The 25,403-nt window shown below is 72.9% G+C and carries 24 protein-coding genes; 11 read left to right on the top strand and 13 right to left on the bottom strand.

Features of this window, described 5'->3' with window-relative positions:
- Positions 1-29 precede the first annotated feature (29 nt).
- Positions 30-929 (bottom strand): alpha/beta hydrolase, encoded by a 900-nt coding sequence (locus tag ACIBG6_RS37530; RefSeq protein WP_399227255.1) that lies wholly within the window; start codon positions 927-929, stop codon positions 30-32.
- 118 nt (positions 930-1,047) lie between these two features.
- Between ACIBG6_RS37530 and ACIBG6_RS37535 the strand changes: the two genes are divergently transcribed.
- Positions 1,048-2,082: a PucR family transcriptional regulator gene (locus tag ACIBG6_RS37535; RefSeq protein ID WP_399227256.1), complete on the top strand. Its 1,035-nt coding sequence runs from the start codon at positions 1,048-1,050 to the stop codon at positions 2,080-2,082.
- 33 nt (positions 2,083-2,115) lie between these two features.
- On the opposite strand, the gene ACIBG6_RS37540 is transcribed toward ACIBG6_RS37535, so the two are convergent.
- The 4 genes from ACIBG6_RS37540 to ACIBG6_RS37555 all read right to left on the bottom strand — a co-directional run bounded on the left by ACIBG6_RS37540 (position 2,116) and on the right by ACIBG6_RS37555 (position 6,522).
- The gene (locus tag ACIBG6_RS37540; protein WP_399227257.1) at positions 2,116-3,390 is read right to left on the bottom strand and encodes a diguanylate cyclase domain-containing protein; all 1,275 of its coding nucleotides are present in this window, start codon (positions 3,388-3,390) and stop codon (positions 2,116-2,118) included.
- Positions 3,391-3,491: 101 nt separating this feature from the next.
- Positions 3,492-4,286, bottom strand: coding sequence for an enoyl-CoA hydratase/isomerase family protein (locus tag ACIBG6_RS37545; RefSeq protein WP_399227258.1), 795 nt, complete (start codon positions 4,284-4,286; stop codon positions 3,492-3,494).
- A gap of 63 nt (positions 4,287-4,349) precedes the next feature.
- Positions 4,350-5,513: an adenylate/guanylate cyclase domain-containing protein gene (locus tag ACIBG6_RS37550; protein WP_329621522.1), complete on the bottom strand. Its 1,164-nt coding sequence runs from the start codon at positions 5,511-5,513 to the stop codon at positions 4,350-4,352.
- 157 nt (positions 5,514-5,670) lie between these two features.
- On the bottom strand, positions 5,671-6,522 hold the full coding sequence (locus ACIBG6_RS37555) for a biotin--[acetyl-CoA-carboxylase] ligase (protein WP_399227259.1): 852 nt from the start codon (positions 6,520-6,522) through the stop codon (positions 5,671-5,673).
- A gap of 134 nt (positions 6,523-6,656) precedes the next feature.
- Between ACIBG6_RS37555 and ACIBG6_RS37560 the strand changes: the two genes are divergently transcribed.
- A complete protein-coding gene (locus ACIBG6_RS37560; protein ID WP_399227260.1) occupies positions 6,657-8,249 on the top strand; it encodes an acyl-CoA carboxylase subunit beta in 1,593 nt (530 codons plus the stop codon).
- A gap of 28 nt (positions 8,250-8,277) precedes the next feature.
- Entirely contained in the window at positions 8,278-8,490 is a 213-nt protein-coding gene (locus tag ACIBG6_RS37565) for an acyl-CoA carboxylase subunit epsilon (protein ID WP_384142072.1), read from the top strand.
- A 109-nt stretch (positions 8,491-8,599) separates the two neighbouring features.
- Here ACIBG6_RS37565 and ACIBG6_RS37570 read toward each other — a convergent pair whose 3' ends face one another.
- Positions 8,600-9,994, bottom strand: coding sequence for an MFS transporter (locus ACIBG6_RS37570; RefSeq protein WP_399227261.1), 1,395 nt, complete (start codon positions 9,992-9,994; stop codon positions 8,600-8,602).
- A 38-nt stretch (positions 9,995-10,032) separates the two neighbouring features.
- Here ACIBG6_RS37570 and ACIBG6_RS37575 point away from each other — a divergent pair, with 38 nt between their 5' ends.
- The 3 genes from ACIBG6_RS37575 to ACIBG6_RS37585 all read left to right on the top strand — a co-directional run bounded on the left by ACIBG6_RS37575 (position 10,033) and on the right by ACIBG6_RS37585 (position 11,552).
- Complete coding sequence (locus ACIBG6_RS37575) at positions 10,033-10,722, top strand: TetR/AcrR family transcriptional regulator (RefSeq protein WP_399227262.1); 690 nt, start codon at positions 10,033-10,035, stop codon at positions 10,720-10,722.
- Positions 10,723-10,792: 70 nt separating this feature from the next.
- Positions 10,793-10,921, top strand: a complete 129-nt coding sequence (gene mmpB / locus ACIBG6_RS37580) for a morphogenic membrane protein MmpB (protein ID WP_399227263.1) — start codon at positions 10,793-10,795, stop codon at positions 10,919-10,921.
- A gap of 25 nt (positions 10,922-10,946) precedes the next feature.
- Positions 10,947-11,552, top strand: coding sequence for a nucleoside triphosphate pyrophosphatase (locus ACIBG6_RS37585; RefSeq protein ID WP_399227264.1), 606 nt, complete (start codon positions 10,947-10,949; stop codon positions 11,550-11,552).
- A 22-nt stretch (positions 11,553-11,574) separates the two neighbouring features.
- Here ACIBG6_RS37585 and ACIBG6_RS37590 read toward each other — a convergent pair whose 3' ends face one another.
- Entirely contained in the window at positions 11,575-12,030 is a 456-nt protein-coding gene (locus tag ACIBG6_RS37590) for a hypothetical protein (RefSeq protein WP_399227266.1), read from the bottom strand.
- 355 nt (positions 12,031-12,385) lie between these two features.
- Here ACIBG6_RS37590 and ACIBG6_RS37595 point away from each other — a divergent pair, with 355 nt between their 5' ends.
- Positions 12,386-14,140 (top strand): acetyl/propionyl/methylcrotonyl-CoA carboxylase subunit alpha, encoded by a 1,755-nt coding sequence (locus ACIBG6_RS37595; protein ID WP_399227267.1) that lies wholly within the window; start codon positions 12,386-12,388, stop codon positions 14,138-14,140.
- Positions 14,141-14,242: 102 nt separating this feature from the next.
- Entirely contained in the window at positions 14,243-14,788 is a 546-nt protein-coding gene (locus ACIBG6_RS37600) for a TetR/AcrR family transcriptional regulator (protein WP_399227268.1), read from the top strand.
- A 65-nt stretch (positions 14,789-14,853) separates the two neighbouring features.
- On the opposite strand, the gene ACIBG6_RS37605 is transcribed toward ACIBG6_RS37600, so the two are convergent.
- Together ACIBG6_RS37605 and ACIBG6_RS37610 are read right to left on the bottom strand one after the other, a co-directional pair.
- On the bottom strand, positions 14,854-15,780 hold the full coding sequence (locus ACIBG6_RS37605; protein ID WP_399227298.1) for a DeoR/GlpR family DNA-binding transcription regulator: 927 nt from the start codon (positions 15,778-15,780) through the stop codon (positions 14,854-14,856).
- A 248-nt stretch (positions 15,781-16,028) separates the two neighbouring features.
- The gene (locus tag ACIBG6_RS37610; RefSeq protein WP_329621533.1) at positions 16,029-17,468 is read right to left on the bottom strand and encodes an NAD(P)H-quinone dehydrogenase; all 1,440 of its coding nucleotides are present in this window, start codon (positions 17,466-17,468) and stop codon (positions 16,029-16,031) included.
- Positions 17,469-17,670: 202 nt separating this feature from the next.
- Between ACIBG6_RS37610 and ACIBG6_RS37615 the strand changes: the two genes are divergently transcribed.
- The 3 genes from ACIBG6_RS37615 to ACIBG6_RS37625 all read left to right on the top strand — a co-directional run bounded on the left by ACIBG6_RS37615 (position 17,671) and on the right by ACIBG6_RS37625 (position 20,993).
- Positions 17,671-18,108, top strand: a complete 438-nt coding sequence (locus ACIBG6_RS37615; protein WP_384142043.1) for a gamma-glutamylcyclotransferase — start codon at positions 17,671-17,673, stop codon at positions 18,106-18,108.
- 177 nt (positions 18,109-18,285) lie between these two features.
- Positions 18,286-19,089, top strand: coding sequence for a purine-nucleoside phosphorylase (locus ACIBG6_RS37620; protein ID WP_329621535.1), 804 nt, complete (start codon positions 18,286-18,288; stop codon positions 19,087-19,089).
- Positions 19,090-19,340: 251 nt separating this feature from the next.
- Positions 19,341-20,993 carry a phospho-sugar mutase gene (locus ACIBG6_RS37625; RefSeq protein ID WP_399227269.1) on the top strand — a complete coding sequence of 551 codons (1,653 nt, stop codon included), beginning with the start codon at positions 19,341-19,343 and terminating at the stop codon, positions 20,991-20,993.
- Between the two features lie 90 nt (positions 20,994-21,083).
- On the opposite strand, the gene ACIBG6_RS37630 is transcribed toward ACIBG6_RS37625, so the two are convergent.
- From ACIBG6_RS37630 to ACIBG6_RS37645, 4 genes are all read right to left on the bottom strand, one after another.
- Entirely contained in the window at positions 21,084-21,833 is a 750-nt protein-coding gene (locus ACIBG6_RS37630; protein ID WP_329625593.1) for a phosphate ABC transporter ATP-binding protein, read from the bottom strand.
- Between the two features lie 146 nt (positions 21,834-21,979).
- A complete protein-coding gene (locus tag ACIBG6_RS37635; protein WP_399227271.1) occupies positions 21,980-22,858 on the bottom strand; it encodes a sortase in 879 nt (292 codons plus the stop codon).
- Entirely contained in the window at positions 22,855-24,183 is a 1,329-nt protein-coding gene (locus ACIBG6_RS37640) for a hypothetical protein (RefSeq protein WP_399227272.1), read from the bottom strand. Before ACIBG6_RS37640 ends, ACIBG6_RS37635 begins: the two co-directional genes overlap by 4 nt.
- 131 nt (positions 24,184-24,314) lie before the next feature.
- Positions 24,315-25,289, bottom strand: a complete 975-nt coding sequence (locus tag ACIBG6_RS37645; RefSeq protein WP_399227273.1) for a hypothetical protein — start codon at positions 25,287-25,289, stop codon at positions 24,315-24,317.
- Positions 25,290-25,403 lie beyond the last annotated feature (114 nt).

Here is a 25,403-nt window from a genome sequence, read left to right on the forward strand (position 1 = left end):
GATGAGCAGGCAAGTGCGTCGTCCACGGCTCACTCGGGCGCCAGCGCGCGGCGCAGGACCGCCCCGAGCTCGGCGATCTGCCGCTGCGAGACCTCGGCGGAGAGGATCGCCTGTGATCCGTGGAAGGTGCCGGGCCACTGATGGAGTTCGACCGGCACGCCCGCCTGCATCAGGCGCAGCGCGTAGGCGATGCCCTCGTCGCGGTTCGGGCAGAACTCCGCGGTGGCGATGTACGCCGGTGGCAGGCCGGACAGATCGTCGGCGCGGGCGGGCGCGGCGTACGGGCCGGCCGGCCGGCCGCCCAGGTAGTGCCGCCACGACGCGGCGACCGTGGCGCTGTTGATCCAGGGCGTGTCGGTGAAGTGCACCGACGACCACGTCTCCTGACGGTCGTCGAGGCTCGGCTGGTTGAGCAGCTGGAACCGGACCGCGGGACCCCGCTCGTCCCGCGCCCGCAGGGCCAGCGCGGCCGCGAGGTTCGCTCCGGCGCTGTGTCCGCCGACCGCGATCCGCGCCGGGTCGGTGCCGAGTGCGTCCGCGTGCTCGGCCGCCCAGGCCAGTACGGCGCAGGCGTCGTCCAGGGCCGCCGGGTACGGGTCCTCGGGTGCCAGGCGGTACCCCACCGAGACGACCACCGCCCCGGAGAGGTCGGCGACCCTGGCGGCCCACGGGTGCTCGGTGTCGAGGTCGCCGAAGACCCCGCCGCCGCCGTGCAGCCAGACGACGGCGCCCTGCGCCCGGTGCGGGCGGTAGACCCGTACGGGCACGTCCGGTGCGCCGGGGACCGTGTGGTCCTCGACGTCCATCCGCGAGGTGTCCGGAGCCGGCGCGGCGGCGGCGCGGCCGGCGAAGTCCGCGCGCCCGGCGACCGGGTCGCTCATGTCCATGAGCGGGAGGAAGGGGAGGAAGGGTTCGAGTTCGGGATCCATGACGGCCATCCTGGGCGGCGCCGCCCAGGGAGGTCATCCGACGTCCGTCGCGCATCCCGGCCCGAAGTCGCTTCGATCGGCGGGCACTTCCCCTCCCGCCCCCGCCTATCCTTCCGGCATGGAGGCACTGGCCGTACGACTGTCAGGACTGGATCCGCACGTCGGCGGCGCGATCCGCATCATCGCGTTCTACGACACGCTGATGCGCCGGCGCGTGGATCTGGCGGCGCTCGCCCGGGCCTCCGCGGGCCTCGCCGAGTGCACGGCCGGGATCCGGCTCCACGGCACGGGCCAGGTGATCCGTCTCGCGCCCGACGGCAGGCCGTCGGCCGGCCCGCCGGCGCCCGCGTCCTCCACGACGCCGATCACCCTCGACGAGGAGGAGATCGGCACGGTGTGGCTGGAGCGCCCCGGCCCCCCGAACCCGCTCGACGACGTGCTCCTCGACCGGCTGGCCATCGCCGTCGCCGGGGTCGTCGAGCGGCACGGCCCGGCGCGCACCACCATGGCCGACCCCGCGCTCGTCGAACTGGCCATCGGCTCCGACACCGACGAGGCGGCCAGAGCCCGGGCGTTACGGCTCCTGGGGTTCGCCGCCGGCGTGCCGGTCCACGTCGTCGCCGTCCGTACGCGGCTCCCGCTCGACCGGATCGGCGCCCTGCTCTGCCCGGCCCGTCCGGTGAAGGCGGCGCCGCTCGCCGACGTGGGCGTCATCCTGGCCACCGTCCTCGACCCGGCCGGGCTTCCGGCGGACGTCCGTGCGGGCATCGGCGACGCGGGAAGCCCCGACCGGTCCTGGCGGCAGGCCCGCACCGCCCTCCGCTTCACCACCGCTCGCGAACCCGTCGTCCGCTACCCGGACCTGGGCGCGCTGGCCCTCCTGGCCGACGTCCCCCCGGACATCGCGCGGGACAACACCGACGTGGCAGCCGTCGCCCGCCTCGCCGGCAACCCGGAGGAGCTGGAGACCCTGGACACCTACTGCGCCACCGGCTCCCTGCGCCGGGCCGCCGACCTCCTCCACCTGCACCACAGCAGCATCGCCCGCCGGTTGGAACAGATCTCGAAGACCCTGGGCATCGACGTCACCGGCCCCACCGGCCTGACCCGGGCCAGACTCGCCCTCACCGCGTGGCGGCTGCTCGGCGACTGAACGCCGGTCGGGCGGTCCGGTGGGGGCAGCTGGTCAGGGCTCCCGAGGCGGACCCTCCGGCACCGGCCCCGACGACGACTCGGGCAGCGGACCGGGCAAGGGATCCGGCAGCGGCTCCACCGGTGAGGGGCCCACCGACGACGGCCCGACCGACGGCGACTCCACGGACGGCGACTCCACCGACGACGGCGGCTCCACCGGTGGCGCGTCCCGGAAGCGGCGGCGGTCGCGGGCGCCGGGCGGGGCGTCGGCGAGGCGGATGACCGTGCCGTCCCGGCCCGCCACGACCGGCTTCGCCGAGCGTGCGGCCTTCGCCTGGTACTGGGCGGCGTCCGCGAGCCGGAAGAGGCGGCGCGCCGACCTGAGCGGCCCGATGGGGTCGCCCGTGGACGCCACCCCGCAGGCCACGCCCTCGCCGAGCTCCAGCTCCGCCGCCCGTACGCAGAGCTCCTCGGCGACCGCGACCACCTCGTCCGCCGTCGGGCCGACCGTGAGGAGGCAGAACTCGTCGCCGCCGAGGCGGGCCGCGAGCGCGCCGGGGAGCCGGGCACCGCAGCGGGAGAGCACGGAGCCGAAGCGTTCGAGGAGCCGGTCGCCGACGGCGTGGCCGTGGGTGTCGTTGACGCGCTTGAGGCCGTTGAGGTCGCAGACCAGGAGGCTCACGACGGAGCCGTCGACCCGGTACCGCTCGATGGCCTCGTCCAGGCGGGTGTCGACGGCCCGGCGGTTGGCGAGGCCGGTGAGCGGATCGGTGAAGGCCAGCTTGCGGACCTCCTCCAGGCGTTCGGCCTGGGCGATGCCGGCCGCGACGACCGCCGCGAGGACGGTCGCGAAGTCGGCGTCCTCCCGGGTGAAAGGTTTCGCCTCGGGCGGGCGGGCGACGTACAGCTCACCCCAGGCCCGCCCGTGCAGCACGATCGGGGCGACCACGCAGCAGCCCCGTCCGCGCTTGCGCAGGCCCGTCACGCGGCCGGTCGGGACCCGGGCGTCGGCGGTCTCCACCCAGGCGTCCGGCTCGCCGCCGCCCGCCCACTGCTCGTGCAGGAACTCGGTGATCTCGGGGAACTGGTGCACCGGATACGTCTCCGAGTCCGGGAACTCCTCCTCGCCCGCGGCCCGCTCCCCGGCGTTGACCAGGACCTTCAGCCGGCCGAGGTCCCGCTCCCAGACGGAGAGGGCCGCGAAGGTCCCGTCGAGCCCGTCGCAGGACCCGAGCGCCGCCGCCCGCCAGAACTCGCGTGGAGTGTGCGCCGCCGCCATCCCCTGCGCCAGCGCCACTACGGCCCGCAGCCGCACATCCTCACCCATTCCTCCAGCTTAGGGAGTATTAGTCCGTTTTCCCTCGCGAGACGTCACAGAAAGTGACATGAAGCGAAAATCCGGACGGGGGACTCCCCTCGCCCCCTCGCTCACTCGCCCGGCCACTCCGGCTTCCGCTTCTCGTTGAAGGCCGCCACGCCCTCGGCCCGGTCCCCCGAGAACGCCACGGAACGCCACGCCGCGTCCTCGACCTCCAGGCCCGCCCGCAGGTCCAGTCCCTGACCGAGGCGCATGGCCTTCTTGGCGGCGCGCAGGCCCACCGGCGAGTTGGCCGCGATGCGCCCGGCCAGCTCCAGGGCGGCCGTCCGCGCGTCCTCCTCCAGGAGGTCGACGAGGCCCAGCTCGCGGGCCTCCGCCGCCTCCACACGGCGGGCCGTGAAGACCAGCTCGGCGGCGCGCGCCGCGCCCACCCGGCGCGGGAGGAGCTGCGTACCGCCGCCGCCGGGGATGACGCCCACCGAGACCTCGGGGAGGCCGACGACGGCGGTCGCGTCGGCCACGATCACGTCGCAGGCGAGCGCCAGCTCGAAGCCGCCGCCGAGGGCGAAGCCGTGCACGGCGGCGACGGTCGGCATCGGCAGTTCGAGGACGCCGGTGTAGGCGGCGCGGGCGGTCGGGCGCTGCCGGACGAGCTCGGCGTCGGTGAAGGAGTTGCGCTCCTTGAGGTCGGCGCCGACGCAGAAGGCCCGGTCGTTCGAGGAGGTGAGGACGGTGACGCGGACGGAGGCGTCGGCGGCGAGCGCCGCGCAGGCCGCGCCGAGGGAGCGGGCCATCTCGGAGGAGACGGCGTTCATCGCCTTGGGCCGGTCGAGGACGAGCTCGGCGACATGCCCGTTCCCGTCCTTCCGGACCACCACGAACTCACCAAAACGCTGCTCGGACATGTGCCGCACACCCTCCCGATCCAGGACCCGTTAACGACGGTTAACGGGCGTTCACGGGAGATCCTAGGTCGGGCGGCGGGTCAGGAGCCAGGGCTCCACGACGCCGAGGCCGCGCACGGGCCGCTGCCACATCGGCTGGAGCGCGAAGCGGTACGTGGCGGGCTTCCGGCCCTCCTTCTCCGCGAGGGCCGCCTCCTCGGCGGCCTCCGTCTCCGAGACGGGCGCGTCGCCGGTCCTGGACAGCTCCGCCGCGAGAGCGCCGTCGACGAGGACGGCGTCCTTCGGAGCTATCGAGGTGAGGCGGCTGGCGAGGTTCACGGTCGTGCCGAAGACGTCGCCCATGCGGGTCGTCACCGTGCCGAAGGCGATGCCGACGCGCAGTGCGGGCATCGTCTCGTCGTGGCCGAGGGTCTCGATGAGCCGGAGCGCGATCTCGGCGGCCGTGCCGGGGTCGTCGGCGCAGTAGAGCACCTCGTCGCCGAGGGTCTTGATGAGCCGGCCGCCGTGTGCGGCGACGAGGTCGGCGCAGGTGGTCTCGAAGGCCTCGACGAGTTCGCCGAGCTCCTCCTCCTCCAGGCGGCGGGTGAGCCGGGTGAAGCCGACGAGGTCCGCGAAGCCGACCGCGAGCCGCCGGTCGACCATCTCCTCGTCGTCGGCGGCCTGCACGACCCGGCCGGTGGCGGCGGCGAGCTGCCTCCGCCACACGTAGATCAGGAACTCCTCCAGCTCGGGCAGGAGCAGCTCGACGAGGGGATACGTCACCTCGGTGCGGGTCATGCCGGGCTCGGGGGGCTCGGTGAGGCCCTCCAGGAAGGAGTCGATCTGCCACTCGGCGAGCCGGGCGGTGGTCTGTCCGGTGGAGCGGGCGACCTGCACGGCCATGGGCTCGCTGAGCAGCCCGGCCTCGACGAGACCGGCGAGGCGGCGCAGCGCGAGGACGTCGGCCTCGGTGAGCGCCTTGGCCTGGCCGATGTCAGCGAAGCCCATCGCGCGCCAGAAGCGGGAGGCGAGCTCCATGGAGACACCGGCGGTGCGGGCGGCCTGGAACGGGGTGTAGCGGCGGTCGGCGCCGAGGATCAGCTGTTCCAGCCGGATGGCGAGGGGGTCGTCGCTCGGCTCGGCCGTGTGGTCGACCTCGTGGTGGGGGGTGGGGTACGCGGAGGGCTCCGGTGCGGGGTACGCGGGTGGCTCGGATTCGCCGCCCGCGTTCGCGTCGTCGACGGTCACCGGCCGCCTCCTGCCCGTTCCCTGCCCACTTGTCCTGCCGATCTGTCGCCTGGATCGCGCTCCACGATACGGCAGGTGTGGAATGGCTCACGCCTGAACGGCGAGCCATTCCGCCCCGTGAACCGTTGTCCGGCCCGTCGCCGCCCTTCCCGCGCCGTCAGGCGGGTGTCCGCAGGTGGACGATGTCGCCCGCGCCGACGGCCTCCGTGCCGCCGCCTTCCGTGGCCACGACGAGGCGCCCGTCGCCGTCCAGGGCGACCGCCTCGCCCTCCAGCATCCGCTCGCCGGGCAGGTCGGCCCGCACGCGGCGGCCGAGGGTCGCGCAGCCGGCCGCGTAGGCCGCCTGGAGGCCCGAGGCCTCGGGGTCGCCGTCGGCGCGCACCCAGTCGCCGTACCACTGGGCGAGGGAGCGCAGGACGGCCCGCAGGAGGGTGTCGCGGTCGGTGGAGACGGCGTCGGCAAGGAGGAGGGACCCGGCCGCGGGGACGGGCAGTTCCTCCTCACGGAGCGTGACGTTGACGCCGAGGCCGACGACGATGGCGTCCTCCCCGGCGCGCTCGGCGAGGATGCCGCCGGTCTTGCGCTCCTCGCCTCCGACGGAAACCAGGAGGTCGTTCGGCCACTTGAGGGACATGTCGGTCCCGGCGGCCTTCGCGAGGCCCGTCGCGGCGGCCACGCCGGTGAGCAGCGGGAGCCAGCCCCAGCGGTGCACCGGCACGTCCGGCTTGAGGAGCACGGAGAGGAAGAGCCCGGACCGGGCGGGCGCCGTCCAGCTGCGGTCGAGGCGCCCGCGCCCCGAGGTCTGCTCCTCGGCGACGAGCACGGCTCCCTCGGGCAGCTCGTCGGCGCGGGCGGCGAGGTCGCTGTTGGTGGAGCCGGTGGTGGTGACCACGTCGAGCGAGGTCCACAGACCACCGGGCTGCACGAGCGCGCGACGCAGGGCGGGGGCGTTCAGCGGGGGCCGGTCGAGGTCGGACCAGGGCCGTCCTGAACCGTGAGAGGTCGTCATGCAAGCCAGACTAGGTGTGGCAAACACCGCAGTGCCGAACCGTATCGGCGTCGATACGCTACGGGTCAGTAGCTCAGCAGTAGCCCATTCGTAGTCAACGAACCCCCCGTGACCAGGCAGGGAGCCGCATCCCGATGTCCGAGCCGGCAGAGCAGTACGAGATCGACATTCACACGACCGCGGGCAAGATCGCGGACCTCAAGCGCCGTATCGACGAGGCCACGCACGCCGGCTCGGAGCGCGCGGTGGAGAAGCAGCACGCGAAGGGCAAGCTGACCGCGCGCGAGCGGATCGCCCTGCTCCTCGACGAAGGGTCGTTCGTCGAGCTGGACGAGCTGGCCCGGCACCGGTCGACCAACTTCGGGCTGGAGAAGAACCGCCCGTACGGAGACGGTGTCGTCACCGGCTACGGCACGGTCGACGGGCGCCCGGTGGCCGTGTTCTCGCAGGACTTCACCGTCTTCGGCGGTGCGCTCGGCGAGACGTACGGCCAGAAGATCATCAAGGTGATGGACTTCGCGCTGAAGACCGGCTGCCCGGTCATCGGCATCAACGACTCCGGTGGCGCCCGCATCCAGGAGGGCGTCAGCGCGCTCGGCATGTACGGCGAGATCTTCCGCCGCAACACCCACGCGTCCGGGGTGATCCCGCAGATCTCCCTGGTCGTCGGCCCGTGCGCGGGCGGCGCGGTGTACTCCCCCGCGATCACCGACTTCACGGTGATGGTGGACCAGACCTCGCACATGTTCATCACGGGCCCTGACGTCATCAAGACGGTGACGGGCGAGGACGTGGGCTTCGAGGAGCTGGGCGGTGCCCGGACGCACAACGCGACCTCGGGCGTGGCCCACCACATGGCGGGGGACGAGAAGGACGCCATCGAGTACGTGAAGTCCCTGCTGTCCTACCTGCCGTCGAACAACCTCTCGGAGGCGCCTGCCTTCCCCGAGGTCGCCGACACCGAGGTGACGGACGAGGACCGCGAGCTCGACACGCTGATCCCGGACTCGGCGAACCAGCCGTACGACATGCACAAGGTCATCGAGCACGTCCTCGACGACGGCGAGTTCCTGGAGACGCAGGCGCTGTTCGCGCCGAACATCCTGACCGGCTTCGGCCGCGTCGAGGGCTTCCCCGTGGGTGTCGTCGCCAACCAGCCGATGCAGTTCGCCGGCTGCCTCGACATCAACGCGTCCGAGAAGGCCGCGCGGTTCGTCCGGACGTGCGACGCCTTCAACATCCCGGTGCTGACGTTCGTCGACGTGCCCGGCTTCCTTCCGGGTGTGGACCAGGAGTACGGCGGCATCATCCGGCGCGGCGCGAAGCTGATCTACGCGTACGCGGAGGCGACGGTCCCGCTGATCACGGTCATCACGCGGAAGGCCTTCGGCGGCGCGTACGACGTCATGGGCTCCAAGCACCTGGGCGCCGACCTGAACCTGGCGTGGCCGACCGCGCAGATCGCGGTCATGGGCGCGCAGGGCGCGGTGAACATCCTGCACCGCAGGACCATCACCGCGGCGGAGGACCAGGACGCCGAGCGGGCGCGGCTGATGCAGGAGTACGAGGACGCCCTGCTCAACCCGTACATCGCGGCCGAGCGCGGGTACATCGACGGCGTGGTCATGCCGTCGGACACCCGCCCGCAGATCGTGAAGGGGCTGCGCCAGCTGCGTACGAAGCGTGAGTCCCTGCCCCCGAAGAAGCACGGCAACATCCCGCTGTAAGCCGCGTACGAGCGCTGAAGGAGCCGTTGTGATCAAGGTCGTACGAGGAAACCCGACACCCGAGGAGCTGGCCGCCGCACTGGCGGTGGTCCAGGCCCGGGCCGCGGCCACGGCGGCGGCGTCCGCCGAGGGCGGCGGCCCGGCGATACCGGAGGGCTGGTCGGATCCGTCCCGTATCGCGCGGACGGTACGCCACCGGCCGGGCCCGCGGGCCTGGGCCAGGTCGTACTGGCCCGTGTAGTCGAGTCGTCGTAGTCGGCGTCGTAGTCCGTGTCGTAGTCGGCGCCGTCCCATGACGGAAGGCCGGACCCCGTGTGCGGGGGGTCCGGCCTTTCGCCATGTGCACGGCGTCATCTGCGTCCGAGGAAGACACCCGCGAGTACGGCTCCGACCGCGACGATCGCCGCATTGACGAGGACCGCGAGGCCGATGCCGTCGAGGAGGACGGGCGCGGTGACGACGACGGCGCTCATGATCGGCGTGCCCATGGTGATGCCGATCTGCTGGGTCATGGTCGCGAGCCCGGTCGCCATGCCCTGCTCGCCGTCGGGGATGCCCGAGGTGGCGGTGACCATGAAGCCGACGATCGCGAGCATGTTGCCGACGCCGCCGGCGAAGGTCGCGGCGAGCAGCAGTCCGAGGCTGCCGCGGTCGTCGCCGAGCCCGTACAGGGCGAGGGTGGCGGCGGCCTGGAGGAGTCCGCCGGCGACGAGGGCGGAGCGGGCGCCGAAGCGGCCGATGAAGCGGGAGGCGAAGACTCCGCCGAGGATCGTGCCGGCGCCGAGGACGCCGAAGGACAGCCCTGCGGCGAGCGGCGAGAATCCGAGGACGTCCTGGAGGTACAGGGTCATGAGGAAGACCAGCGACGTCTCGGTGACGAAGGCGACGAGCCCGGCGAGGTTGCCCCAGACGACGGTGCGGCGCTTCAGGACGTGGACGGGGACGAGCGGTGAGGCGGCCCGTCGTTCGACGAGGACGAAGGCGACGAGGAGGGCGGCGCCCGCGGCGAGGGCGGTGAGCGCGGTGGGGTCGGTCCAGCCGTGTTCGCCGGCGACCGTGAGGCCGTAGACGAGGGCGAGGAGTCCGCCGGTGACGGTGACCGCGCCGGGGATGTCGAGGCGGGGGCGGACGGCGGGGCGGCTCTCGGCGATGACGGCGGGGGCGACGAGGAGGACGGCGAGGGCCACCGGCACGTTGACGAGGAACGCCCAGCGCCAGGAGAGCAGGTCGGTGAGGACGCCGCCGAGGATCGCGCCGGTGGTGAAGCCCGCGGACATCAGGGCGCCGTTGAGGCCGAGGGCCTTGGCGCGCAGCGGGCCCTCCGGGAAGGAGGCGGTGAGCAGGGAGAGCCCGGCGGGGGTGACGGCGGCGGTGGCGAGGCCCTGGGCGACGCGGGCGGCCATGAGCATCTCGGGGCCGGTGGCGAGTCCGCCGACGAGGGAGGACACGCCGAGGAGTGCCATGCCGCCGAGAAAGAGGCGGCGGCGGCCGACGAGGTCGGCGACGCGCCCGAAGAGGAGGGTGAAGCCGGCGGCGGCGAGGGCGAAGGCGGTGGCGATCCACTGGAGGCCGCCGAGGCTGAAGCCGAGTCCCTGGCCGATGACGGGGAGCGCGACGTTCAGGATCGAGAAGTCGACGGCGAGCATGAACTGGGCGAGGAGGAGGACGACGAGGACGAGCCGCATCCGGCCGGTCATCCGGGCTTCGGCGCGTTCCGTGGGCGTGGGGAGATCCAGGGCGACCATGACGCACGACCCCTTAATGGGAGAGCGGTTCCGTTAAGATGTCCCGTACCGTAGCAGAGTCGAAGGCCTTAATGGAACAGGAGACCCGTTTGACTGAGAGCCGACCGGCCTCGCCCGGCACCCTGCGTCCCGGCGGCCGCACCGCGAAGGTGCGCGAGGCCGTCCTCGACGCCACCCGGGACGCCCTCGCGGACGCCGGTTTCCACGCCCTGAACATGGACCGGATCGCCGCCGGCGCGGGCGTCGGCAAGACCACCGTCTACCGCCGCTGGGGCTCCCCCGTCGGCCTCGTCACCGACCTCCTGCACGACATGGCGGAGCAGTCGCTGCCCGCCGCCGACACCGGCGGCCTCGCGGGCGACCTGCGGGCCAACGCCGAACTCGTACGGGACACCCTGACCGACCCCCGGATGGGCGCCGTCTTCCGTGCGGTCATCTCCGCGGCGGCCTGCGACGAGGAGTGCGCCCGCGCGCTCGCCGGCTTCTACCGGACCCGGCTCGCCGAATGGGCCCCGGTCGTCGCCAGGGGCGTGGCGCGCGGCGAGATCCCCGCGGACACGGACCCGGTGGAGCTGCTCCGCGCCGTCTCCGCGCCGCTCTACTACCGCTTCGCCGTCACCCACGAGGAGCTCACCGCGGACGTGGCCGAACGGGCCGCGGAGGCGGCGCTCGCGGCCGCGCGCGCCGGGGTGTTCCACCGCCCCGAGGGGGCCGCCGCCCCCGAATAGTCCCTCGGTACGGGGGCGCTTGAGTATCCGTACTCAGGCGCCCCGCGCGCCCCACCCGGAGGATCGGAGCATGCTGTGGTCCGACCCGAAGAACGAGCCGCCGAGGTTCATGCGCGAGATGCAGGCGATGCTCCGCCGCGCGGGCGTCATCCTCGCGCTGGCGATGGTGGTGGAGATGATCGTGGTCAGCGCGAAGTGAGCACGGCACTGGCTACGCTGACCCCATGACTGCTGAACCGCGCCGTGTCGTCCTCGCCTCCGCATCCCCCGCCCGGCTCGGGCTGCTCCGGCAGGCCGGACTCGCCCCCGAGGTGATCGTGAGCGGCGTCGACGAGGACAAGGTCCACGCCCCGACCCCGGCCGAGCTCGCGCTCGCCCTCGCGGAGGCCAAGGCCGCGCATGTGGCCGCCCGACCGGAGGTGTTCGGCGCGCTCGTCATCGGCTGCGACTCGGTCCTGGAGCTCGACAAGCAGGCCCTCGGCAAGCCGGCCGACGCCGAGGAGGCCACCGCCCGCTGGAAGGCGATGCGCGGCCGGGTCGGCATCCTCCAGACCGGTCACTGCGTGTACGACACGGCCGCGAAGCGCTACGAGTCGGCGACGGCCTCCACCGTGGTCCGGTTCGGCGAGCCGACGGACGCGGAGATCGCCGCGTACGTGGCGAGCGGCGAACCGCTGCACGTGGCGGGCGCGTTCACCCTGGACGGGCGCTCGGCGCCGTTCATCGACGGCATCGACGGGGACCCGGGCAATGTGATCGGCCTGTCGCTGCCGCTGCTGCGCACGCTCCTGAGGAAGCTGGACGTCGAGATCACCGACCTCTGGACCTGAGGGTCAGGCGAAGGCCGATCGGTCAGGCGGCGGCCGGCGCCTCCTCAGGAGCCCCGGCCCCGTCTCCGTACGCCTTCCCGTACGCCACCAGGGTGAGGACGACGAGTCCGACGACCGCCATCAGGAAGGCGAACGCGCCCCAGCCGATCAGGCCGACGGCGACCGCGCCGAGGATGCCGTGCACGACCGCGCAGCCGATGAGCAGGCCCCGGCCCGCGCGGCCCGGGCGGCGGTCGCGGATGCCCGCGACGAGGGCGACGAGGCCGCACAGGACGAGCGCGACACCGGAACCGATGCCGAGCCCCCAGGTGCCGGCGACCATGGCGTCCGGGTCCATCCCATCGAGGGACATCGACTGGGCCTCCACGAAGCCCGCCATGACGGCGTTGATCGCGACGATGCCGGGCGCTTCGAGGAAGAGCACCGCCGCCGTCACGAGAGCTATCGGTCTGCGGGCCACCTCGGCCACCCCCTGCATTCGCCTGTTACCGACAGTACGATCGACAGCGCGAAGGCTACTGGCCGGTAAACCTGCGGACAAGAGTTCGCACACGGGCGGGTGTGGCCGGTCGCTCGGCAAAGAATCCACGGGCCGTTCGTAGAGACCCGACAAAGAAACCCGAATGGCGACTGGCCGGACGAACAGAGACCTGCGCCACACCTCGGAGCTACTGTGCCGTAAAGGAACCCTGCGTACCGTGGTGCGACAAGGGAATTCACGACCCGAGCAGGCCCGGGGTCACGCTCCGTGTGGGCAAGCTCACCACTGGGGACGGGTCGAAAGGCCGTGTCGGCAGTCCCTAAACTCAGCTTGTTTCAAGGAGGGAGCCATCGTGCGCAAGGTGCTCATCGCCAACCGTGGCGAAATCGCTGTCCGTGTGGCCCGGGCGTGCCGGGACGCGGGTATCGGCAGCGTGGCCGTGTACGCCGATCCGGACCGGGACGCTCTGCACGTCCGGGCGGCTGACGAGGCGTTCGCCCTGGGCGGTGACACTCCCGCGACCAGTTATCTGGACATGGCCAAGGTGTTGCAGGCCGCGAAGGACGCCGGTGCGGACGCCGTCCACCCCGGATACGGCTTCCTCTCCGAGAACGCCGAGTTCGCGCAGGCCGTCCTGGACGCGGGTCTGATCTGGATCGGCCCGCCGCCGCAGGCCATCCGCGACCTGGGCGACAAGGTGGCGGCCCGTCACATCGCGCAGCGCGCGGGCGCCCCGCTGGTCGCCGGCACGCCCGACCCGGTCTCGGGTGCGGACGAGGTCGTCGCGTTCGCGGAGGAGCACGGGCTGCCGATCGCGATCAAGGCCGCCTTCGGTGGCGGCGGTCGCGGTCTGAAGGTCGCCCGGACCCTGGAAGAGGTCCCCGAGCTGTACGACTCCGCCGTCCGCGAGGCCGTCGCGGCCTTCGGCCGCGGCGAGTGCTTCGTGGAGCGCTACCTCGACAGGCCCCGGCACGTCGAGACCCAGTGCCTGGCCGACACCCACGGGAACGTGGTCGTCGTCTCGACCCGTGACTGCTCGCTCCAGCGCCGCCACCAGAAGCTGGTCGAGGAGGCGCCGGCGCCGTTCCTGACGGAGGCGCAGAACGCCGAGCTGTACGCGGCGTCGAAGGCGATCCTGAAGGAGGCCGGCTACGTCGGCGCCGGCACGGTCGAGTTCCTCGTCGGCACCGACGGCACGATCTCCTTCCTGGAGGTCAACACCCGCCTCCAGGTCGAGCACCCGGTCACCGAAGAGGTCACCGGCCTCGACCTGGTCCGCGAGATGTTCCGCATCGCCGACGGCGAGGAGCTCGGTTACGGCGACCCGGCGGTCCGCGGTCACTCCTTCGAGTTCCGTATCAACGGCGAGGACCCGGGCCGCGGCTTCCTGCCCGCCCCCGGCACCGTCACCGTCTTCGACGCCCCCTCGGGCCCCGGTGTCCGCCTCGACGCGGGCGTCGAGTCCGGCTCCGTGATCGGCCCGGCCTGGGACTCGCTCCTGGCCAAGCTGATCGTCACCGGCGCCACCCGCGAGCAGGCGCTCCAGCGCGCCGCCCGCGCCCTGGCCGAGTTCAAGGTGGAGGGCATGGCCACGGCCATCCCGTTCCACCAGGCCGTCGTCGTCGACCCGGCGTTCACCGCGGACCCGTTCCGGGTCCACACCCGCTGGATCGAGACCGAGTTCGTCAACGAGATCAAGCCGTTCGCGCCGGCCGGTGCCGACGCGGACGAGGACGAGTCGGGCCGCGAGACGATCGTCGTCGAGGTCGGCGGCAAGCGCCTCGAGGTCTCCCTGCCGTCCTCGCTCGGCATGACGCTGGCCCGCACCGGGCTCGCGGCGGGTGCGAAGCCGAAGCGCCGGGCGGCGAAGAAGTCCGGCCCGACCGCCTCGGGCGACACCCTCGCCTCCCCGATGCAGGGCACGATCGTGAAGGTCGCGGTCGAGGAGGGCCAGGAGGTCAAGGAGGGCGACCTCATCGTCGTCCTGGAGGCCATGAAGATGGAGCAGCCCCTCAACGCCCACCGCTCCGGCACCGTCAAGGGCCTGAGCGCCGAGGTCGGCGCCTCGGTCACCTCCGGCGCCACCATCTGCGACATCAAGGACTGACGTCGCGGCACGTACGGTACGAAGGGCCCGCAGGCAGCAGCCTGCGGGCCCTTCCGTCGAGACACCCCCAGTCGAGACACACCCCAGGGGAGGACCTCCGTCATGCGAGCCGACGCGCGGCGCAACCACGAGCGGCTGCTCACGGAGGCCAGGGCCGCCTTCGCCGAACACGGCACGGACGCGCCCCTGGAGGAGGTCGCCCGCCGTGCGGGCCTCGGGATCGGCACCCTCTACCGCCACTTCCCCACCCGGGCCGATCTGCTGAACGCCGTCTTCCAGGAGGCCCTGGCGGCGCTCCTGAACCGCTCGCACGAGCTGGCGGAGGCGGCCGAGCCGTGTCGGGCGCTCGTGGAGTGGCTGCGGGCCCTGATCGCCCACGCGGGCGAGTACCGGGGGCTCGCGCACGCGCTGATGTCCGCCTCGTACGACCGGAGTTCGGCGCTCGCCTCGTGCAGCGTGCCGCTGCGCGAAGCGGGCGAGGCGCTGCTCGGGCGCGCCCAGGAGGCGGGGCAGGTACGCGCCGACGTGTCGATCGGCGACCTGATGCAGCTCACCAACGCGATCGCGCTGGCGGCGGAACAGTGCCCGGAGGACGTGGAGTTGGCGGACCGCCTGCTCGCACTGACCCTGCGGGGACTCAAGAACTGACGTGGTGGCCGTGGGACCCCTGGGGGAGGGTCCCTCGCACTTCGGAACTTCGGTGAGGTGACGGGTCAGCGGCGGCGCATGTCCGCGACCCGGGCCGTGCGCTCCAGCGTCTCCGCCGCCATTCCCCCGCCGGGCCCCCGGAACTGACCGGCCGCCATCCGTCCGCGCTGGACGGGGAGCGGCATGTCACGTCGGGGCCGGACGCCCGGGGGGTGCTGCTCACCGCCGACGGAGCCGGGACCCTGGCCCGTACCCGCGACGGCGATCTGCACGCCCTGGTCGGCGAGGGCCTGGAGCTCGGAGGCGGCCCGCTCGTCGTGGGCCGGGGGCTCGTCGGTCACCAGGCGGGTGATGACGTCCGTCGGCACCGTCTGGAACATGGTGTCGGCGCCGAGCTTGGTGTGGTCGGCGAGGACCACGACCTCCGCCGCCGCCTGCACCAGGGCCCGGTCCACGCTCGCGGAGAGCATGTTGGACGTGGAGAGCCCGCGCTCGGCCGTGAGCCCGCTCCCGGAGAGGAAGGCCCGGGAGACCCGCAGCCCCTGGAGCGACTGCTCGGCCCCACTGCCCACGAGGGCGTAGTTGGAGCCGCGCAGGGTGCCGCCCGTCATGACGACCTCGACCCGGTTGGCGTGGGCGAGGGCCTGGGCGACGAGCAGGGAGTTGGTGACGACGGTCAGACCGGGCACGCGGGCGAGCCGGCGAGCCAGCTCCTGGGTGGTCGTCCCGGCACCGACGACGATGGCCTCGCCCTCTTCGACGAGGCTCGCGGCGACGTCGGCGATGGCCGTCTTCTCCGCCGTGGCGAGATGGGATTTCTGCGGGAAGCCGGATTCTCGCGTGAATCCGCCCGGCAACACCGCACCGCCGTGGCGGCGGTCGAGGAGTCCTTCTGCCTCGAGTGCCCGTACGTCCCTCCGTACGGTCACCTCCGAGGTCTGGACGACGCGGGCGAGCTCGCGGAGCGACACGGCCCCATTGGCTCGCACCATTTCGAGGATCAACTGGCGACGTTCTGCAGCGAACACGAAACTGACAGTAACGTGACCGGCCGATACTTTTCAGCACTATGCGCCGAATTGCAGAAGATGCGCATGGACGGGGCCTCCAAGTGATATGGGAGACCCCGTCGTTGATCCGCTCGATGCCTGGGCTATGCCCCGCCTTGCCGGGGGTTGTCCGAGTCGGCGAACCGTTCCCGCAGGCGGGAGCGGTCCCGGAGACCCACCCGAGCGGGGTGCTACGCCTCGCCCGCCGACTTTCGGGTGTGCAACTGCCGTGCCACTTCCGCGATCGAGCCCGACAGAGAGGGGTACACGGTGAAAGCATTTGCGATCTGTTCGACGGTCAGATTGTTGTCGACCGCGATCGAGATCGGGTGGATCAGTTCGCTCGCCTTCGGGGCGACGATGCAGCCGCCGACCACGATGCCGGTGCCCGGGCGGCAGAAGATCTTGACGAAACCGTCCCGGATGCCCTGCATCTTCGCGCGGGGGTTGCGCAGCAGCGGCAGCTTGACGACCTTGGCATCGATCTTGCCCGCGTCCACGTCGGCCTGCGTGTAGCCGACGGTGGCGATCTCGGGGTCCGTGAAGACGTTGGAGGAGACCGTCTTCAGATTGAGCGGGGTGACCGCGTCGCCGAGGAAGTGGTACATCGCGATACGGCCCTGCATGGCGGCGACCGAGGCGAGCGCGAAGACACCGGTGACGTCACCGGCCGCGTAGACGCCGGGGGCGCTCGTACGGGAGACCTTGTCGGTCCAGATGTGACCGGAGTCCTTCAGCTTGACGCCGGCGTCCTCCAGACCCATTCCGGACGAGTTCGGGATGGCGCCGACGGCCATGAGGCAGTGGGTGCCGGAGATGACCCGGCCGTCCGCGAGGGTGACCTCGACCCGGTCGCCGACCCGCTTGGCGGACTCGGCGCGGGAGCGGGCCATGACGTTCATGCCGCGGCGCCGGAAGACGTCCTCCAGGACGGCGGCGGCGTCCGGGTCCTCGCCCGGCAGGACGCGGTCGCGGGAGGAGACGAGGGTGACCCGGGAGCCGAGCGCCTGGTAGGCGCCGGCGAACTCGGCGCCGGTGACGCCGGAACCGACCACGATGAGCTCCTCGGGGAGCTCCTTGAGGTCGTAGACCTGGGTCCAGTTCAGGATGCGCTCGCCGTCCGGCTTGGCGTCGGGCACCTCACGCGGGTGGCCGCCGGTCGCGATGAGCACGGCGTCCGCGGTGAGCGTCTCCTCCGTGCCGTCGACGGCGGTGACGATCACCTGGCGGGAGCCGTCCACGGCCTGCCGGCCGGAGAGCCGGCCGCGGCCGCGCAGCACCCGGGCGCCCGCCCGGGTGACGGAGGCGGTGATGTCGTGCGACTGGGCGAGCGCGAGGCGCTTCACCCGTCGGTTGACCTTGCCGAGGTCCACGCCGACGACGCGGGCGGCCTGCTCCACGTGCGGGGTGTCGTCCGCGACGATGATGCCGAGCTCCTCGTAGGAGGAGTCGAAGGTGGTCATCACCTCGGCCGTGGCGATGAGCGTCTTCGAGGGAACACAGTCGGTCAGGACGGAAGCGCCGCCGAGGCCGTCGCAGTCGACGACGGTCACCTCCGCGCCGAGTTGGGCGCCCACCAAGGCCGCCTCGTATCCGCCGGGTCCGCCACCGATGATCACGATCCGGGTCACTGGGATCTACGCCTCGCGTCTCGTTCTGCCGGGGGGTCCCCCCGCTGGGGTGCAGTGCGTACGCCATTGTCCCGCACGCTTCAAGTGCGTACCCCATTCTCCCGCACGCCCGGCGCGGCCTCGCGCCGGGGCTCCGTACGGGCGTCACCGCGGAGTCCGGGAGTTCGGCGGACACCCCGCCCCCTCCCGTACTCTCGGTCCCATGTCGCTCTACGCCGCTTTCGCCGGCAACCTCGACGCGCGGCTGATGAGCCGCCGCGCACCGCACTCCCCGCTGCGCGGCACCGGCTGGCTGAACGGCTGGCGGCTCACCTTCGGCGGCGAGCAGATGGGCTGGGAGGGCGCGCTTGCCACCATCGTGGAGGCCCCCCGCTCACAGGTCTTCGTGGCGCTGTACGACATCGCGCCGATGGACGAGGACTCCATGGACCGGTGGGAGGGCGTGGGCCTGGACATCTACCGGCGGATGCGGATCCGGGTCGACACGCTCGACGGCGAGGAGCCGGCCTGGGTGTACGTCCTCAACGGCTACGAGGGCGGGCTGCCGTCCGCGCGGTACCTGGGCGAGGTCGCGGACGCGGCCGAATCGGCGGGCGCGCCGCACGACTACGTGATGGAGTTGCGCAAGCGTCCCTGTTGAGCCGTTCGATCCGTCCGGGGCGGGCGAATCCCCCGTTCGTCGGAAACGACAAGACAACGATCGCATGTCCGTCAGCATCGTCATCTACGCGCGTAGGCATTCTCCGGCTACGCTTCTGCGCGTACCAAATCCGTCCGGGGCTCCCCTCGGACCCCCCTCCCCGAGGCGAGAGAGTCAGTGAACGCAACTGCCACCCCGTACGAGGCCGCCGAGGCCGCTGCCGCCCGTCTGCGCGAGCTGACCGGCGTCGAGAACCACGACGTCGCCCTGGTCATGGGCTCGGGCTGGGCGCCCGCCGTCGACGCGCTCGGCGCGCCCGAGGCCGAGTTCCCGGTGACCGAGCTCCCCGGCTTCCCGCCGCCGGCCGTCGAGGGCCACGGCGGCACGGTCCGCTCGTACAAGATCGGCGAGAAGCGCGCGCTGGTCTTCCTCGGCCGCACCCACTTCTACGAGGGCCGGGGCGTCGCCTCCGTCGCCCACGGCGTGCGCACCGCCGTCGCCGCCGGCTGCAAGACCGTCGTCCTGACCAACGGCTGCGGCGGCCTCCGCGAGGGCATGCGCCCCGGCCAGCCGGTCCTGATCAGCGACCACATCAACCTGACGGCCGCCTCCCCGATCGTCGGCGCGAACTTCGTGGACCTCACCGACCTGTACTCGCCGCGGCTGCGCGCGCTGTGCAAGGAGGTCGACGAGACCCTGGAGGAGGGCGTCTACGTCCAGTTCCCCGGGCCGCACTACGAGACCCCGGCCGAGATCAACATGGTCCGCGCCATGGGCGGCGACCTCGTCGGCATGTCCACGACCCTGGAGGCGATCGCGGCCCGCGAGGCCGGCGCCGAGGTCCTGGGCATCTCGCTCGTCACGAACCTGGCGGCGGGGCTCTCGGGCGAGCCGCTGAACCACGAAGAGGTGCTCCAGGCGGGGCGCGACTCGGCGGCGCGGATGGGCGAGCTGCTGACGCGGGTCCTGGACCGCATCTGACGGTCGGCGAGGACCGCTGCGCGGGGCTTCTCCCCCACCCCGCCCCTTCCCGAAACCGGGGCCTGCCCCGGACCCCGCGCCTCAAACGCCGGCGGGGCTGAAATTCAGCCCGCCCGGCGTTTGAGGGCACGGCCGCAGGCCGTACGGGGGTCTGGGGGCTTGCCCCCAGTTCGGGAAGGGGCGGGGTGGGGAAAGGCTCCGCGCAGCGGCCACCCCCGCACCCCTCCCTCCCGCACCCCGAAAGGCACACCGTGACGCAGGACGACCTCCTCTCCCGGGCCCAGGCCTGGCTCGCTGAGGACCCCGACCCGGAGACCAGGGAGGAGCTGGCCACGCTCCTCGACGGCGGCGCGAGCGACGAGCTCACCGCCCGTTTCGCCGGCACCCTCCAGTTCGGCACCGCCGGGCTCCGGGGCGAGCTGGGCGCCGGGCCGATGCGGATGAACCGTTCGGTCGTCATCCGGGCCGCCGCCGGCCTCGCCGCGTACCTGAAGGCCAAGGGCGAGACCGGCGGTCTCGTCGTGATCGGCTACGACGCCCGCTACAAGTCCGCCGACTTCGCCCGCGACACCGCCGCCGTGATGATCGGCGCCGGACTCCGCGCGGCCGTGCTCCCCCGCCCGCTGCCGACGCCCGTCCTCGCGTACGCCATAAGGCATCTGGGCGCCGTCGCCGGTGTCGAGGTGACCGCGAGCCACAACCCGCCGCGCGACAACGGCTACAAGGTCTACCTGGGCGACGGCTCGCAGATCGTGCCGCCCGCGGACGCGGAGATCGCCGCCGAGATCGACGCGGTGCGCTCCCTCGCGGACGTGCCCCGCCCGGAGACCGGCTGGGAGACCCTCGGCGACGAGGTCCTGGAGGCCTACCTGGCGCGTACGGACGCCGTCCTGACGCCCGGGTCCCCCCGGACCGCGCGGACCGTCTACACGGCCATGCACGGCGTCGGCAAGGACGTCCTGACGGCGGCCTTCGGCCGCGCCGGCTTCCCGCCGCCCGCGCTCGTCGCCGCGCAGGCCGAGCCCGACCCGGCGTTCCCGACGGTCGCCTTCCCGAACCCGGAGGAGCCGGGTGCCATGGACCTCGCCTTCGAGGCGGCCCGGGCCGTGGACCCCGACCTGGTCATCGCCAACGACCCGGACGCCGACCGGTGCGCGGTGGCCGTGCCGGACGCCTCCGTCGAGGGCGGCTGGCGGATGCTCCGCGGCGACGAGGTGGGCGCGCTGCTCGCCGCGCACCTGGTGCACAAGGGCGCGACGGGCGTGTTCGCCGAGTCGATCGTGTCGTCCTCCCTCCTGGGCCGGATCGCCGAAGCGGCCGGGGTCGGGTACGAGGAGACGCTGACCGGCTTCAAGTGGATCGCCCGCGTCGAGGGGCTGCGGTACGGCTACGAGGAGGCGCTCGGCTACTGCGTCGACCCGGAGGGCGTCCGCGACAAGGACGGCATCACGGCGGCGCTGCTCGTCGCCGAGCTGGCCTCGGTCCTCAAGGAGCAGGACCGCACGCTCCTCGACCTGCTCGACGACCTGGCGGTGGCCCACGGGCTGCACGCCACGGACCAGCTGTCGGTACGGGTCGAGGACCTGTCGGTCATCGCGAACGCGATGGCCGCGCTCCGCGAGCGCCCGCCGGTGTCCCTCGCCGGTCTGACCGTCGTCTCGGCGGAGGACCTGACGAAGGGCACGGAGACGCTGCCGCCGACGGACGGGCTGCGCTACCACCTGGAGGGCGACTACAAGGCCCGGGTGATCGTCCGCCCGAGCGGCACCGAGCCCAAGCTCAAGTGCTACCTGGAGGTCGTCGTCCCGGTCGCCGACGCACGCGGGCTCGCGCCGGCGCGCGCGAAGGGCGCGGAGCTGCTGACCGCGATCAAGCGGGATCTGAGCGCGGCCGCGGGACTCTGACCCGGAGCTGTGCGTCGTGGGGCCGGTGCGGAAGTGATTCCGTACCGGCCCTTTCGTCCGTCCGGGTGAAATCGGCGACCTTCCCCGGGGTCAGCCGAAGCGGCCGTTGACGTAGTCGGCGGTCCGCGGGTCCCGGGGCGAGCCGAACATCGTCTCCGTCGGGCCGTGCTCGACGATCACGCCGGGGGTGCCCTGCTCCGCGAGGAAGAACGCGCAGGAGTCGGAGACCCGGGCCGCCTGCTGCATGTTGTGGGTGACGATCACGACGGTGACCTCCGCCTTCAGTTCGGCGATGGTCTCCTCGACGCGCCGGGTGGAGGTCGGGTCGAGCGCCGAGCAGGGCTCGTCCATGAGCAGGACTCGGGGGCGCACGGCGAGCGAGCGCGCGATGCAGAGGCGCTGCTGCTGGCCGCCGGAGAGCGCCCCGCCGGGCTGCCGCAGCCGGTCCCTGACCTCGTTCCAGAGCCCGGCCCGGGTCAGGCACTCCTCGACGAGGTCGTCCTTGGCCTCCTTGCCCGCCCGGATGCCGCCCAGCTTGAGGCCGGCGAGGACGTTCTCGTACAGGGACATCGCGGGGAACGGGTTGGGCTTCTGGAAGACCATGCCGATCTCGCGGCGGGCGTGGGTGATGCGGCGGCCCCGGTCGTAGATGTCGGAGCCGTCGAGGAGGACGCGGCCGGCGAGCGAGGCGGTGCCGGTGAGTTCGTGCATCCGGTTGAGGATGCGCAGGAAGGTGGACTTGCCGCAGCCCGAGGGGCCGATGAGGGCGGTGACCTCGCGGGCGGGCATGGCGAGCGAGACCCGGTCGAGGACCTTGCGGTCGCCGAACCAGGCGGACACGGCGTCGGCTTCGAGCGCGGCGGCGCGGGACGGGACCGGGGCGTCCCCGCGCCCGGACGGCCCGGGCGTCCCGGACGGCACGGGCGGCAGGGGCGGCAGGGTGACGGTGTCGGCGAGATCGGTCACGGGCGGTGACTCCCTTGCGGTCAGAGGAGGTTGGGGAGGAGCCGGGTCAGCTGCCCGGAGACGAGGACCCCGAGGGCGACCAGGACCGGGACGGCGGCGACCCAGGTCTGCCGGGCGCCCCAGCGGCGGCGGGCGAGGACGGTGAGGATCGCGGCGGCGAGCAGCGCCTGGACGCCGAGGAAGATCCCGGGCCAGACGTCGGACTCGCCCGCGAGCGGCTTCTCGGCGGCGGTGATCCAGCCGGGGCGCAGCGGTCGGGCGGGGCTGGGCTGTGCGTCGCCGATCAGCTTGGCGTCGACCCGGAGGACGTCCTCGGGGGTGTACGCGCCGCCGCTGGCGGTCATCAGCGTGAGCCGTCCCTCCCCCGCGCCGAGGGGGGCGGGGTTCGGGTCGCCGGGGCGGCGGATGGCCGTCACCTCGTACACGGCCTTGCCCTGGCCGGTCGTCACCTCGACGCGGGCGCCGGGCGGCAGGCGGTGGACGTCGTTGAACGGGCTGCCGTACCCCCATTGGCGTCCCATGATCACGCTGGCCCCGGCCTGGCCGGGCAGGGCCGTGTCCCGGCGGTGGCCGGGTCCGGACATGAGGACGCCGGAGGTGGTGCCCTCGGCGACGACCTCGCGGATCCCGAGCGCGGGGATGCGGAGGAGGGCGACCGGGGCGCCGAGGGCGAGGGGCTTGCCGTCGTACGTCGACTGGCCCACGGGCGCGGTGCCGAGGGCGAGTTGCTCGCGCAGGTCGTCGTAGGCGGTGGACTGGTCGCGGGCGTGCTGGAGGTGGCCGACCACGGTCAGGTTGGCGGCGAAGCCGATGAGGAGCGCGGCGAGGACGCACAGCGCCGCCCCGGCCAGGGCGAGCCCGGCGCGGGGGGCGGCTGCGGGTGGCGTCGCGGTGGTCACGGGCGCGGGGCCTTCGCCTTGCGGCGGCGGTTCTGGAGGACGGCCGCGGCGCCGAGCAGGCAGAGCGCGAGTGAGCCGAGGGCGGCGGACGCGGCGGAGGAGGTGCCGGTGGCGGCGAGGGAGCCGTTGCCGCCGTTGGTGGTGGTGGTGTTGCCGGAGCCGGAGGAGCCGGATCCGCCGCTGGTGCCGGATCCGCCGCTCGTACCGGAGCCGCCCGAGTCCGAGCCGCCGCCCGTACCGGACCCGCCGGACGTACCGTCGCCGGAGCCGCCGGAGGTGCCGCCCGTGGTGTCACCGTCGGCGGTGCCGGTCGGCGACGGCGTCCCGCTGCCGGTCGGGCTCGCGGTGCCGCTCGGGGTCTCGGAGGGGGTCTCGCTGGGCGTGTCCGTCGGTGTGGGCGTGTCGGTGGGGGTGGGGTCGTCGGTCGGGGTCGGCGTGCCGGTGGGGGTGGGCGTGCCGGTGCCGGTCGGCGTACCGGTGCCTGTGGGGGTGGGGGTGGGGGTGACGGCCTCGCCCGCCGCGAACGCGGCCAGGAACGAGGTCGGCGCATAGGCCGCGGAGTCGGCGGGGGTGTACTGCGCCAGGACGGGGAACGGCAGGTTCACCACGTCGTGCATGGTGGCGGTGATCTCCGCCTTTCCGTCGACCAGTTCCTTCGTCGCGAGCTCGACCACCTCTGCGTCGACGAGCGTGAGGAAGGTGACCGTGCCTGCGGCGGACGCCGGCTGGATCTCGGCCCGGATGGGGAAGGGCCGGCTGATGGGCGGGGTCGCGCTGTCGCTGCCGACGATCAGATTGGTCGCCTGCTGGCTGACGGCGGCCCAGTTCTCGCCGGTGACCTCGATCATCTGCGAGAAGTACTCCGCGCGCGCCTCGGAATCGACCGTCTCGCAGGAGAGCCGCAGCTCGTACCGGCCGTCGAGGGGCCCGGAGGGCACGATTTCACGCAGCCGGTCCTGGAGCGTGGCGTAGCCGGCGCCGGAGGCGCTGAGCGGGCCGGATATCGGGGTGGTGCCGAGCGGTCCCCCGGGCACGATCTCGGCGATCGGCGCGCTGACGGTCGGGTCGCCGGGGTTGACGAGGGCGAGGACGCCCTTGACGTACGGCTTGTCCGGGGCGCCCGGCGCGGGGCAGGCCGCCGTCGCGGTGACGGAGGTCGGACCGGCGGAGACGGCGCCCGAGGCCGGGGTGAGCGTGAGGGTGCCGTGCCGGGTGACCGCGGCGGCGGAGGTGGACAGGGCCAGGACGATCGCCAGCGTGCCGCAGAGGAGGGCGAGTGCCGTGAGCAGGGCCACGGGTGATCTGAGGGGTGCGACGCGGTTCATGGGGTGGGGTTCCTCCGAGGCGGGTGGACGGTGATGCGACCGTGGAAGGGGATGACGGGCGCGTACGGGTACGCCGTGGGGCCGGGCACCCAGGGGGGCCCGGCCGTCGCGCGGTTACGGGAGCGTGGTGATCAGCGCTCGCCCTTGACGGTCGTGGCGCCGCAGGCGGTGCCGAGGGTGCCGAAGCCGTAGTTGGCGATCGTCGTGCCGGCGGCGCAGACCTTGGAGGTCGAGCCGACGAAGGTGGAGGCGATCGTGGCGTTCGTCAGCTTCGCGGTCGGGACGACGTTGTAGACGTCACGGGTGAAGGGGAAGGACAGGTTGAGCGTCTTGTCGGCGTTGCGGGGCGCGACGGTGCCGACGGAGCCGAGCACGGCGGCGCCGCGGCGGTCCGTGACGACGGCCTTCTCCTGCGCCGTGTACTGGGCGACGGAGTAGGGCGCGATGTCACCGGCCGTGTCGAGGACGGCGCCGTCGTTCTCCTGGACACCCTGCTGGACGCAGGCGCCCGGCGTGGTCACGCCGATGGAGGAGAGGAAGAACTGACGGGTGCCGGAGTTGGCCTGCGGCAGGATCGGGGTGAGCGCCACGCCGTTGAGGGACGTGGTGGTGCACTCGTAGATGCCCTTCAGCTGGGCCGCCGTCAGGTCGGACGGCAGGGCGCTGTCGGAGCGCTTCACCCAGGACACCGCGTCCTTGGCGAAGGGGATCCAGGTCAGGTCCGTGGTGCTGGTGTCGACCGGGCCGCGCGAGGAGCGGGCGAAGTCGAGGCAGCCCGAGTTGGTGTCCACGGCGTTGCGCAGGGCGTCGATGCCGGCCGAGGAGCCGTTGGGCCGGTTGATCACACAGCCGGTCGCCTTGGTCTTGATGGTGGCGGAGCCGGTGGCGTCCCAGGAGGCGATGATCTTCTGGTTGAAGGCGTTGACGACGACGTTGCCGAGGCCGTTCAGGACGTCCTGGGTCGTGTCGGATCCGGTACCGGCCAGGGTGCGGTACTGGGTGATCGGGTTGGGGTCGGCCTGCGCGGCGGGGGCGAGGGCGACACCGAGGCCGAGGGCGGCCACACCGAGGGCGGCACCGATACGAGCGCGGGACTTGACGTTCACTTCTGATCTCCTCCGTGGAAACGGATGTCATGGAATGGACGTACAAGAGAATCCGGATTGTTTTCCCGGCCGACCCGTCGACCGGCCGGGAACAACAATTCCGTACGGGCAGTT

This window comes from Streptomyces sp. NPDC050842, assembly GCF_044456565.1.
Lineage (GTDB): Bacteria > Actinomycetota > Actinomycetes > Streptomycetales > Streptomycetaceae > Streptomyces.